The sequence below is a fragment of the Dryocola sharpae genome (genome assembly GCF_051307055.1).
GTDB lineage: Bacteria > Pseudomonadota > Gammaproteobacteria > Enterobacterales > Enterobacteriaceae > Dryocola.
This window is the reverse complement of record NZ_CP149994.1, coordinates 3,976,634-3,988,272: the sequence shown is the minus strand read 5'-3', so window position 1 is coordinate 3,988,272 and position 11,639 is coordinate 3,976,634. Positions and strand designations below refer to the sequence as shown.

Here is an 11,639-nt window from a genome sequence, read left to right as displayed (position 1 = left end):
GATGCTAATACTGAAAAACTGCACTGCCGTTGAGCTTTTTCCGGCCTCTGTCAGGCCGGCAACGGATATCGTCATTGATGGCGATAAGATTCTGGCGCTGGGGGTAAACCTGGAGGCTGAGTATCCGCAGGCGGCGGTCAAAGAGATGCGCGGTAAGCTGGTGATGCCCGGGCTGGTCTGCGCCCATAATCACTTTTATTCGGGACTGTCGCGTGGCGTCATGGCGCCGATTCCTCCGTGCCCCGATTTTATCTCCACCCTGAAGAACCTGTGGTGGCGTCTCGATCGGGCGCTGGACGAAGAGTCTCTTTATTATAGCGGGATTATCTGCGCGCTGGAGGCGATCAAAAGCGGCTGTACCGCCGTTATCGATCATCATGCTTCGCCCGCTTTTATTCAGGGTTCGCTGGCGGTACTGCGTGAGGCGTTTATTCAGGTTGGCCTGCGCGGCATGACCTGTTTTGAAACTACTGACCGCAACGCCGGTCGGGCGGAGCTGCAGGCCGGCATTGAGGAAAACATCCGTTTTGCGCAGCTTATCGATCGAGAAAAGCAGCGGTATGCGCAAAGTTATCTTGTAGAGGCGCACATGGGGGCGCATGCGCCTTTCACCGTGCCGGATACCGGTCTGGAAAGCCTCGCCCGGGCCTGCCAGGAAACAGGACGCGGCCTGCATATCCACGTGGCGGAAGATCGCTACGATGTTTCTCACAGCCATGATAAATACGGCATGGATCCGCTGGTTCGCCTGGACAAATTTGGCCTTCTTGGCGAGAAAACGCTGATTGCCCACGGGCTGTGGATATCGGAGCAGGAGGCTGAGCTACTGAATCAGCATAACGCTTTCCTGGTGCATAACGCCCGTTCCAATATGAATAACAGCGTCGGCTATAACCCGCATTTGCCAGAGGTGAAATGGGTGGCGCTCGGTACGGACGGCATCGGTTCCGACATGCTGGAGGAGCTAAAATTTGCCTGGTTTAAGCACCGCGATGCCGGAGGGCCTTTGGGCACCGACAAGTTCCTGCAGATGTTGCATAACGGCAACGTTTTGCTGGAGCGTAACTTCGGCCAGCCTTTCGGGAGACTGGCGGCAGGTTACACGGCCGATCTGACCGTGCTGGATTATGCCGCCCCGACGCCGCTTTGCGCGGAAAACCTCGCCGGGCATCTGGCCTTTGGGATGAACAGCGCCGCTGTCGATACGGTATTTGTGGCCGGAAGGGCCGTTTACCAGGATCGGGTTTTTGCGCTGGATACTGAGGCGATATACGAAAAAGCCCGTTTCGCGGCGCAGAAGATGTGGCAGCGCATGGCCGATCTCTAGTCCGTTTTCTCAGGCGCCAGCGCTGCTGGCGCCGCTCTCGCTCTCGCTAAGCTTTTCGTTATCTGCTCTTTCCTGCCGCAATAAGCCGCTGTTTCTCAAAGTGAGAGATCGATTTTTTTCAACGTCTTTAACGGCTAACTTCCTGTTTTATCGCCCCATAGTTGCGCCCTTCATTTCAACTTTATGACGTGACTTTCCTCACAGATACCTTGCTTAACCGCAGTCATTCCCTGAACCTGGCACGCCTTACGCATAAACCACACCGTGCGCGCAACATCGCTGATGGCGACATCAGTTTAGGGAGGCGAATGCCTTCGAATCGTAGCTCCTCGTTTATTTCTCACCAGGAGCCGTAAAGGAGACACTTACGTCATGAAAGATTCTGCCCTTGTTACAGCAGCCGTCCGCACGCCTGCGGCGCCCGTGGATGAAGTCCTGCCTGTGACTCAGATGTTTCTCTATGGTCTGCAGCATGTGCTGGTGATGTATGCCGGTGCGGTTGCCGTTCCGCTGGTGGTAGGCGCCGCCGTTGGGCTGCCTGAGGAACAAATTATTTTGCTGATCGGTACCGATCTGTTTATCTGCGGCGTGGCGACTATCGTCCAGTCGATGGGGATTGGGCCGTGGCTGGGATGCAAGCTCCCTCTGATCCAAGGCTGTACTTTCGCCGCGCTGATCCCAATGGTGCTTATCGGTAAGGAGTACGGTATCGGCGCAATATCGGGGGCGGTTATCGTTGCCGGGGTCTTCATTCTTTTTTGTGCGCCCTGGATTAGCCGGCTGATACGCTTCTTCCCGAAGGTGGTGATGGGTTCTATCGTGACGCTTATTGGCCTGTCGATTATGCCCGTTGCCGGCGGCTGGGTTGGCGGCGGCAGCAGCGAGATGCTGGATTTTGGCAATCTGACCTCGCTGCTGATGGCGGCCATTACTCTGGTTATCATCCTGAATCTTTATACTTTCGCCTCCGGAGTGATTAAAAATATCTCCGTCCTGATAGGCCTGGCGGTGGGAACGGTACTCTGGAGCTTCTTTAAGCCGCTCGATTTTCAGCTTGTCCAGGCGACGCCCTGGTTTCACTTTCCGCAGGTTATGTATTTCGCCCGGCCTGAGTTTCATATCCTGCCCGTTGCGCTGCTCTCCATGGTGATGGTCGTTGTGATGGTTGAAACCATGTCTTCAATGATGGCCACCGGAGATATCGTTGGCAAAAAAGTGGATGCCACCATGCTTCGCAACGGTCTGAACACCTGCGGGCTGGCCTCAATGATTTGCGGGTTCTTCAACCTGTTTCCTTATGCTGCTTTCGCGCAAAACGTAGGGCTGATAGGTCTCACAGGGGTACGCAGCCGTTTTGTTGTTTCCATCTCCGGCGTCATTCTTATTCTGATGGGCATCTTCGCCAAAATGGCTGCGCTGGTCGTGCTGATCCCAAAACCCGTCCTCGGCGGGGCCGGTATAGTCATGTTTGGTATGGTCGCCGTTTCGGGTATCCGCACCCTGGGCCAGGTAGACTATCGCAACAATAATAACGGCATGGTGGTTGCCCTCACGCTGGGGCTGGGCATGATGCCGGTTCTGGTGCCGGGCCTTTTCGCGCAGTTCCCTCCCATGATGCAGCTTTTCATGCACAGCGGCATCACCATCGGCACTCTGGTGGCTATCGTGGCGAACCTGACGCTAAACGGTATAGCGCACCCGAAACTTCCCAGCGAGGCCCCCGTTCCCGATCCGCTTCCACACAGTTCAGCGGCGCGCAATATGGCGGTGCGGACCGTACGTATGTGGCTGCTGTTACGTAAAGTGCAGAAAGGGCAAGAGCAGATAAAGAGCAGGAGCGAGGGATGTTAATACGCATCATATCGGCACTGGTTTTGCTGATGCTGCTGGCAATCCCTGGCGTACAGAACGCTATCGAAATCGGCATTCGCCACCGTTTTAGCTTCATGCTGTTGTTTTAGACGGGCGCTGCGGGTTTATTTTAAGGAGTGTCATGATGAAAAAAGTCACCACGGTATGTCCCTATTGCGCCGCCGGATGCAAGCTGAAGCTGGTTGTGGAAGAGGGGAAAATCATTCGTGCTGAAGCGGCCCTGGGTAAAAATAATCAGGGTACGCTTTGTCTTAAGGGCTATTACGGCTGGGATTTTCTTAACGATACAAAGCTTCTCACGCCTCGTCTGAAGACCCCTATGATCCGTCGGCAGCGCGGCGGCAGGCTGGAAGCCGTCTCCTGGGAGGAGGCGCTGGACTATGTGGCTACCCGCCTGAGCGAAATTAAGGAGAAGTATGGCCCCGACGCCATCCAGACCACAGGATCTTCGCGCGGTACCGGTAACGAAACCAATTATGTGATGCAGAAGTTTGCCCGGGCGGTAATCGGCACCAATAACGTGGATTGCTGCGCGCGCGTCTGACACGGCCCATCGGTTGCAGGTCTGCACCAGTCGGTCGGTAACGGCGCCATGAGCAATGCCATTACGGAAATTGATAATACGGATCTGGTGTTTATCTTTGGCTACAACCCGGCAGATTCACACCCTATCGTGGCTAATCATATTATCAACGCCCGGCATAACGGGGCCAAAATCATCGTCTGCGATCCGCGCCGAATAGAAACCGCGTGTATCGCAGATATGCACCTGGCGCTGAAGAACGGTTCAAACATCGCGCTGCTTAACGCTATCGGCCACGTCATTATCGCCGAAGCGCTTTATGACAAAGCCTTTGTAGCCAGCCGTTCGGAAGGTTTTGCGGCATACCGTAAGATCGTGGCGGCTTATCCGCCGGAAGCGGTGGAAGAGATTACTGGCGTCAGCGCGCAGGCTATTCGCCAGTGCGCCCGCCTGTATGCTACGGCGAAAACGGCCACCATTCTGTGGGGGATGGGCGTCACCCAGTTCTATCAGGGCGTGGAAACCGTGCGCTCGCTGACCAGCCTCGCCATTCTGACCGGCAACCTTGGCAAGCCCCACGTCGGCGTGAATCCCGTACGTGGGCAGAATAACGTTCAGGGCGCCTGTGATATGGGTGCCCTGCCGGATACCTATCCGGGATATCAGTACGTCAAAGAGGCGGCTAATCGCGAAAAGTTTGCCAGGGCATGGGGCGTTAAAAGCCTGCCTGCGCATACGGGCTATCGCATCAGCGAACTGCCGCACCGGGCGGCGGCTGGCGAAGTGCGCGCGGCCTACATTATGGGTGAAGATCCGCTGCAGACTGACGCCGAGCTGTCGGCCGTGCGTAAAGCCTTCGAAGACCTGGAGCTGGTCATCGTGCAGGATATTTTCATGACCAAAACAGCCGCCGCCGCCGATGTTGTGCTGCCGTCTACCTCGTGGGGCGAGCATGAGGGCGTCTACACGGCGGCAGATCGCGGATTCCAGCGCTTCTTTAAGGCGGTGGAACCCCGCTGGGATTTGAAAACGGACTGGCAGATTATCAGCGAAATCGCCACCCGCATGGGGTATCCGATGAGCTACAGCAGCAGCAAAGAGATTTGGGATGAGCTTCGCCACTTATGCCCGAACTTCCTTGGCGCCACCTATGAAAAGATGGGCGAGCTGGGATACATCCAGTGGCCATGCCGGGATGAATCCGCTGCCGACCGGGGCACGTCATATCTGTTTAAAGATAAATTCAGTACGCCGGACGGACGGGCGCAGTTCTTTACCTGCGACTGGGTTCCACCGATAGAGCGGCTCACGAGAGACTATCCATTGGTCCTCTCAACCGTACGTGAAGTTGGCCACTACTCCTGTCGCTCCATGACGGGCAACTGTACGGCGCTGGTGGCGCTGGCCGATGAGCCTGGCTTTGTGCAAATCAACACCGAAGATGCTGCTCGGCTGGGGATAGCGGATCGGGCGCTGGTATGGATATGCTCACGCAAGGGAAAGGTCATCAGCCGTGCGCAGGTGAGCGAGCGGCCGAATAAAGGGGCGGTGTATATGACCTATCAGTGGTGGATAGGCGCCTGTAACGAACTGGTGAGCGAGAACCTGAGTCCTGTTACTAAAACGCCGGAATATAAATACTGCGCCGTGCGTCTTGAGCCCATCGCCGATCAGCGGGCCGCCGAGGAGTACGTGAAAGAAGAGTATGAAAAACTGAAGCTAAATCTGCGTTCACAAGCGGAGCTGGCAGAGGTAATCGATGAGGACTGACAGCGCCTGCGCTGGCCCCGCAGGGGTGAGTCTCATGGATGAGACGAATAATCCGGATGAAGAGTCCAAGCCTCATTCAGAAAAACCAGCCATAAGGCTGGTTTTTCTGAATGAGTGGTGCCCGGACTCGGACAAAAACGTCGGGAACGTTTTTGAACAGCGCCTGCGCTGGCCCCGCAGGGGTGAGTCTCATGGACGAGACGAATAATCCGGATGAAGAGTCCAAACTCCAGAAAGCAAAAAACCAGCCATAGGGCTGGTTTCTGTAAATAGTGGTGCCCGGACTCGGAAAAAAACGTCGGGAACGTTTTTGAACAGCGCCTGCGCTGGCCCCGCAGGGGTGAGTCTCATGGACGAGACGAATAATCCGGATGAAGAGTCTATGCCTCAGAAAGCAAAAAACCAGCCATAGGGCTGGTTTTTCTAAATGAGTGGTGCCCGGACTCGGAATCGAACCAAGGACACGGGGATTTTCAATCCCATTGCCGGAAAGTTAAATTTTTTGCCTTTGTGTTACAGAGATGTGAATAATCGCTAACGCATACATCCAAACCATTGTTTTGGATGTGCAAAATGACAATACTTCCCGTTATCTCTCCCAAAGGTGGAGAAGGCAAATCCACGTTTGCTGCTTACCTTGCCGGTTTTCTTGCCGATGCTGGCCTGAATACCCTTCTTGTGGATGCAGACTATTCCCAGCCCACAGCCAGCAGTATCTTCGCGCTGGAGCATGAATCCCCATTCGGTCTCTATGAATTGTTGATGCAGATGGTCAGTGACCATACGCAATGCATTTCGCAGACCGCCATAAAAAATCTCGATGTCATCTACTCAAACGACCCGGACGAACTGTTGCCGACCGCGATGCTCCACGCTGCAGATGGCCGTCTTCGCCTGCGTAACATACTTCAGCATCCTTTCTTTAACCGTTATGACGCCATTATTGTGGATTCTAAAGGCGCAACAGGCGTTATGACTGAGCTTTCCCTCCTGTCCTCTACCGGTAATGTGATGGGCGTTGTTAAACCCATCCTTCCGGATGTCCGTGAATTTATCCGCGGCTCCCTTCACATGCTTACCCGCCTGAAAACCTATGAAAATTACGGTATCCGCCTTCCTGATATTTCCATTCTCGTCAACTGTATCGAAAACACTCTGCTTGACCGTGAAGCAATGGACGGTCTTGCCGCCATCATTAACGAAAAACATTACGACGCCTCTGCGCTGGGCAACCGTGACGTTTATCGTTTACTCAATACCCGTATCGAGGCGCTGGATATTTTCAAACTGGGGCACGTCAAGCAGCAGCCCGTGCATCGTCTGGAATACAAAACACGCCGCAAAGGTCCGGCCGCAGCCGTCACCATGCACGACCTCGCGTGTGAACTGTTCCCTGAGTGGCAGAGCCATTTCAGTGACGTTCTGACCCGGGAGGTGCGTCATGTCTGAGATGATGATGCCCTGCTCTTATGAGGCTGAGCAGGCCGTACTGGGCGGACTGATGCTTGATAACGACCGGTGGGATGAGGTGATACTGCAAATCTCCCCGGAAGATTTGTTTTCCCGGCCGCACCGTATGGTCTTCCGCGTCATGGCCGAGCTGGCCGGAGAAGGGCTACCGCTCGATCTCATCACTATTACGGAACGGCTGGAGAACAAAGGCGACCTTGAACAGTGTGGCGGCTTTGCTTATCTGGCTGAAATGAGTAAAAACACGCCGTCTGCAGCCAATATCCTTGCTTACGCCGGCGTGGTGGCGGAGAAAAGCCGCCTGCGGCAGCTGATGACAGTGGGTAACAGTCTTCTTTCCGATGTGCAGGCCCCGAAAGCCAGCTCGGCCGGCATCCTTGAGTCGGCCGAAGGTAAGCTGTTTAACATTGCCGAACAGGGAGCCATGCAGCTCAACAGTGAGACCGGCGTTAACGAGGCGCTGGATAAACTGCTGACGCATCTGGAAAGTATGTCCGCCAGTGACGGCCTCACCGGCACACCGACCGGTTTCAGTGAACTGGACGCGATGACCTGTGGTCTCCAGCCCGGCGATCTGGCCCTGCTGGCCGCCCGTCCTTCCATGGGAAAAACGTCGCTGGCCATGGCCGCCTGCACCGCGGCCGTGGGCGCAAAACCTGACGATCACGTCTTTGTGTTCAGTCTTGAAATGCCCTCAGAGCAGCTGATGATGCGCCTGCTGGCGATGGAAGGCCGGGTGGAACTGTCCCGGCTTCGCAGCGGCAACATGGATGATGAAGACTGGGCTCGCGTGTCAGCGGCTACCGGTCGCATTATTGAATGGAAAAACCGTCTGATCATTGATGATACCAGCTACCAGACCCCGGCTACACTGCGCGCCCGCGCCCGTCGCTATGTCCGCAAATACGGCAGACCCTCTCTCATCATGCTGGACTATCTGCAGCTTGTCCGCTCCCCCGAGCAGGAAAACCGCACGCAGGAAATAGCGGAAATTTCCCGCTCGCTTAAGGCGCTCGGTAAAGAGCTGGGCTGTCCGGTACTGGCGCTTTCCCAGCTCAACCGCCTGGTGGAGCAGCGGGCCGATAAACGCCCTAATAATGGTGACCTGCGTGACTCTGGTGCGCTTGAGCAGGATGCAGACCTCATCATGTTTATTTACCGGGATGAGGTTTATAACCCCGGCACTCCTGATGCCGGGGTGGCTGAGATCATTGTCGGCAAGCAGCGGCAGGGGCCAACCGGCACGGTGAAAGTCAAATTTGACGGGCGTTATACCCTCTTTTCGGAGTTTCAGGAAGGCAGCTATGACTTCGGTTACCGCAGCGGGAGGAAACAGGCATGAGCCGTAAAAGTTCTAATGTGGGGGCTGCCATGCTGCAGCCCGGACGCCAGTCGCAGGCGGCCGGCAATATCAGCGTCATGCCGGCGGCTGAAATGCCCATGGTCCTGACGCTCGACCAGTTAAGCCCGAATCCTGATAATCCGCGAACATCACGCAATCCGCGTTATGACGATATCAAGGCTTCCATCCGTTCGCGCGGGCTGGACACCGTACCCAAAGTCACCCGTGACCCGGATGGTGAGCCCGATATGTACATCTTCAGCGACGGTGGTAATACACGTTATCAGATCCTGTCAGAACTGTGGCAGGAGACCGGAGAAGACCGTTTTTTCCGTGTCCATGTGTTGTTCAAGCCGTGGCCGGGACGGCTGCAGTGTGTTATCGGCCATCTGGCAGAGAATGAAGTGCGCGGGGAACTGAGTTTTATTGAAAAAGCGCAGGGGATCCACAAAGCCCGCTCTATATATGAAGAGCAGTTAGGAAAGCCAGTCTCTTTACGACAGTTGTCAGAGCTTCTGACCCGTGAAGGTCTGCCGGTACATAATTCAACTATCAGCCGTATGGAAGATGCACTGAAATATCTTTTTCCGTGGATCCCAGACCTGCTTGAGTCCGGGCTCGGCAGGCCTCAGATAACGGCGCTGCTGGCGCTCCGGCATGATGCTGAACGCGTGTGGGATGAGTTTTGCCTGATTTCAGACACAGGCGACAAATCCTTCAGCGACGTTTTTGGCCAGTGTTGTGGCCGTTTCAACTCACCGGAACTGTGGTCTCTTGAGATGTTTCGCGATGAATTAATTGGTGATTTACTGCATGCGCTGCCCCATCCGGAGCTGGATTATGACCGCTGGATGATGGAACTGGATCCTAAAGAACGTAACCGCAGACATCACTTCGGCGATCCAGAACCGGTGTCCATCCCTCCCGTAAACAGCCTCGTCACCGCTGACTCTGCAGGTCAGGCCACACCGGCGCAGAAGTCTGTTGAGGTCGCGCAGCCTTTCTCCAGTCCACGTCGTGAAATCTCAGGAGAGCCGGTAACGCCCGCCCCGGATAATACCCCACCTGAAAAACTGGATAAACAGCCCCCCCGGCATGAGGTTCAGCCAGATATGTACGGTGCCGCGCCGGTCATTTCAGGTGAGAGCGGGGATGTTAGCGGGCTGGTTACCCTCTCCGATGGGTACGGAGAAGAGAATGGTGGAGAAGAGGACAATGGGGAGGATGGCCTGCTTTCTCTTTTAACACCAGAACCTGAAGTTGTCCTGCAGGATGACGCGCCAGTGACTAATGACAGCATCTGGCATGTGCCGGCCCATCAGGACGATATCGAACACCTGCAGAATACCGCTTTTCGTCTGGCCTGGGAGCTGGGTGAGGTCCTTGGCTGCGAAGATGAAATTCTTCCGCAACGCGACAATGACATGTCTGCCGGTTACGTCGGGGCAGGTGAGGTGTGTTCTGAAGCCGCCGCATTTCTGCTGGGCCTGACCGGCGAAGCGCCTGCGCTGCATCCTGCGGCAGGAGTGTGTGGTCTGCCGGAGCTTTTCACCGGCGGCCCGGGTGAGGGGGAAGCACCTGCACTGACAGATGAAGATGCTCTGAAACTGCTGCGCCTGATGCGCGTTATGCGCCGTCTTCGGGAGCTGCAACGCGGTCTGACGTACGGGGAGGATAACAGTGATGAATAACTCACAGCGACAGTTGCGACTGCTGAATCTTGTCAGGAAACTGCTGAAGCTGGGCCGCAGCAACAGTAATGCCCATGAGGCAGGACTGGCCCTGCAGCGTGCCCAGAAGCTGATGGCCAGATACGGTATCAGCGAGCTTGACGCCAGTCTTACATCTGTGCGCGAGGCGTCTTCCCGCACGGCCCCTTCGGATGCTGAAAAAGTTCCGGAATGGATGGTGACCCTTGTCCGGGGCGTCTGTCATGCCTTTGGCTGCCGCGCTTATTACTCATGGCGTCAGACCTCTGCCGGGTATCGCCGTTCGGTAACCTTTTACGGATTCAGTGAAAAACCTGAGATAGCAGCCTATGCCTTTGATGTGCTGACGCGCCAGCTGAAAGATGCCACAAATTCTTATCTCAAAACCCAGAGTAAGCGGCTGAAACTGGCCACACGCCGGGCGAGAGCGGAGCAGTTCCGTGACGGCTGGGTATGTGGGGTGCGTGAGGTGATATCGGCAACTGACATCAGCAGCGAGGAGGAGCAGGTGATGAGCCACTGGCTGGAAAGCCGCAGTATGAAAACAGTCACAACCCGTGAACTGAAAGCCTGCCGCGGGGCGGATACAGCACGTTATCAGGGGTATGAAGCCGGACAAAATGCCCGTATTCATCATGGTGTCAGCGGCCGGGGTCCGGCAGCCATTGGTTACCGTCAGGATTAAGGGGGAATGATGAACAGTTTATCTCAGGCTGCCAACGGATTGCTGATGCAGCTGGTTATGGATCTCAGAAGTGGCTATCTGCGCCGCTGCGAATCGCTGGGACTGAACCGCGAGGAAATGCAGATGCTGCAGGGGCTCTCGCTCGAAGAGCTTCACTACCTTTCCGGCAGTGAGGTGTCGATCATCAGTGTGGGCATCAATCACGGCAATCTGGTGCGCATGCTGCAGCAGGCCCGGACGGAACAGAAACGACTCCAGCGTATCGATCGGGCGCTGGCGCTGGGCGGCTCCATTGAACTGATGGCCAATTACTTCGGGCTCTCCAGTACGGACGTGGCGGCCCGCCGTCGTATTGCCGGTATCGATGTCCGGCCGGGGCGCGGTAACGCACTGGGTGATGAGGAAAACGCCGCCCTGTGGCGTCAGTGGCAAAAGTCCGGCGTTGAAGATGCGGAAAGTGCTGACGGGCTGGACGTAATGATGCTGGCTGCAGAACAGATGAACGTCTCGCTGACGTCCGTCTGGCATGCCGTCCGCGGCTGGCACAAAACCCGGCAGCCTTCTCCGGCACGAACGCCGGTAAGGAAGACGGCATGAAATACAGGATGGTTGCGCCGGGCCTGCGGGCTCCCCATGGTACGCCGCCGCAATGCTGTCAGAAGGCGTTACGTCAGGTTCGCCGTTTCCGGCAGGGGGCGCGTAATTACACCCGGCTCGATGAGAAAGGCTGCGGTTACTACAAAATCGATCTCGGCCCGTTCTGGCGTTTGCTGAGTCGCAACGAAGGCCGGACATGGCTTCTTCTCAGCCACGAACGCTATAACAGCGCCATACGGAAATAGCAGCATGACAGCCTGTTTACCCTGCACCCGTACGCGGGTGCATTACTAAGCATACTGACAGTTCAGAACGGCCGTGATGGCGGCCGAAAAGGAAAAATA

At 55.9% G+C, this 11,639-nt stretch carries 9 protein-coding genes; all 9 read left to right on the top strand.

What is annotated here, in order from left to right:
- Window position 1: 1 nt before the first annotated feature.
- Complete coding sequence (ssnA, locus tag WLO31_RS19065; protein WP_435928091.1) at window positions 2-1,327, top strand: putative aminohydrolase SsnA; 1,326 nt, start codon at window positions 2-4, stop codon at window positions 1,325-1,327.
- 372 nt (window positions 1,328-1,699) lie between these two features.
- Window positions 1,700-3,178, top strand: coding sequence for a nucleobase:cation symporter-2 family protein (locus tag WLO31_RS19060; RefSeq protein ID WP_435928090.1), 1,479 nt, complete (start codon window positions 1,700-1,702; stop codon window positions 3,176-3,178).
- Window positions 3,179-3,323: 145 nt separating this feature from the next.
- Entirely contained in the window at window positions 3,324-5,492 is a 2,169-nt protein-coding gene (gene fdhF / locus WLO31_RS19055; protein WP_435930669.1) for a formate dehydrogenase subunit alpha, read from the top strand.
- Window positions 5,493-6,065: 573 nt separating this feature from the next.
- Window positions 6,066-6,941, top strand: coding sequence for a ParA family protein (locus WLO31_RS19050; RefSeq protein WP_006777717.1), 876 nt, complete (start codon window positions 6,066-6,068; stop codon window positions 6,939-6,941).
- Window positions 6,934-8,304 (top strand): SPI-7-type island replicative DNA helicase, encoded by a 1,371-nt coding sequence (gene dnaB-PI / locus WLO31_RS19045; protein ID WP_006777718.1) that lies wholly within the window; start codon window positions 6,934-6,936, stop codon window positions 8,302-8,304. Before WLO31_RS19050 ends, dnaB-PI begins: the two co-directional genes overlap by 8 nt.
- Window positions 8,301-9,995 carry a ParB family protein gene (locus WLO31_RS19040; protein ID WP_006777719.1) on the top strand — a complete coding sequence of 565 codons (1,695 nt, stop codon included), beginning with the start codon at window positions 8,301-8,303 and terminating at the stop codon, window positions 9,993-9,995. Before dnaB-PI ends, WLO31_RS19040 begins: the two co-directional genes overlap by 4 nt.
- Window positions 9,988-10,698: a DUF2786 domain-containing protein gene (locus WLO31_RS19035; protein ID WP_006777721.1), complete on the top strand. Its 711-nt coding sequence runs from the start codon at window positions 9,988-9,990 to the stop codon at window positions 10,696-10,698. Before WLO31_RS19040 ends, WLO31_RS19035 begins: the two co-directional genes overlap by 8 nt.
- A 6-nt stretch (window positions 10,699-10,704) precedes the next feature.
- Window positions 10,705-11,295 carry a DUF2857 domain-containing protein gene (locus WLO31_RS19030; RefSeq protein ID WP_006777722.1) on the top strand — a complete coding sequence of 197 codons (591 nt, stop codon included), beginning with the start codon at window positions 10,705-10,707 and terminating at the stop codon, window positions 11,293-11,295.
- Window positions 11,292-11,540 carry a ParE family toxin-like protein gene (locus WLO31_RS19025; RefSeq protein ID WP_004115572.1) on the top strand — a complete coding sequence of 83 codons (249 nt, stop codon included), beginning with the start codon at window positions 11,292-11,294 and terminating at the stop codon, window positions 11,538-11,540. The genes WLO31_RS19030 and WLO31_RS19025 overlap by 4 nt, the downstream gene beginning before the upstream one ends.
- The last annotated feature ends 99 nt before the right edge of the window (window positions 11,541-11,639 follow it).

What these genes read in the sequence shown, in the direction of transcription:
- ssnA (WP_435928091.1), top strand. Translation starts at nt 2, where the DNA reads ATGCTAATACTGAAAAACTGCACTGCCGTTGAGCTTTTTCCGGCCTCT.
- WLO31_RS19060 (WP_435928090.1), top strand. Translation starts at nt 1,700, where the DNA reads ATGAAAGATTCTGCCCTTGTTACAGCAGCCGTCCGCACGCCTGCGGCG.
- WLO31_RS19050 (WP_006777717.1), top strand. Translation starts at nt 6,066, where the DNA reads ATGACAATACTTCCCGTTATCTCTCCCAAAGGTGGAGAAGGCAAATCC.
- dnaB-PI (WP_006777718.1), top strand. Translation starts at nt 6,934, where the DNA reads ATGTCTGAGATGATGATGCCCTGCTCTTATGAGGCTGAGCAGGCCGTA.
- WLO31_RS19040 (WP_006777719.1), top strand. Translation starts at nt 8,301, where the DNA reads ATGAGCCGTAAAAGTTCTAATGTGGGGGCTGCCATGCTGCAGCCCGGA.
- WLO31_RS19035 (WP_006777721.1), top strand. Translation starts at nt 9,988, where the DNA reads ATGAATAACTCACAGCGACAGTTGCGACTGCTGAATCTTGTCAGGAAA.
- WLO31_RS19030 (WP_006777722.1), top strand. Translation starts at nt 10,705, where the DNA reads ATGATGAACAGTTTATCTCAGGCTGCCAACGGATTGCTGATGCAGCTG.
- WLO31_RS19025 (WP_004115572.1), top strand. Translation starts at nt 11,292, where the DNA reads ATGAAATACAGGATGGTTGCGCCGGGCCTGCGGGCTCCCCATGGTACG.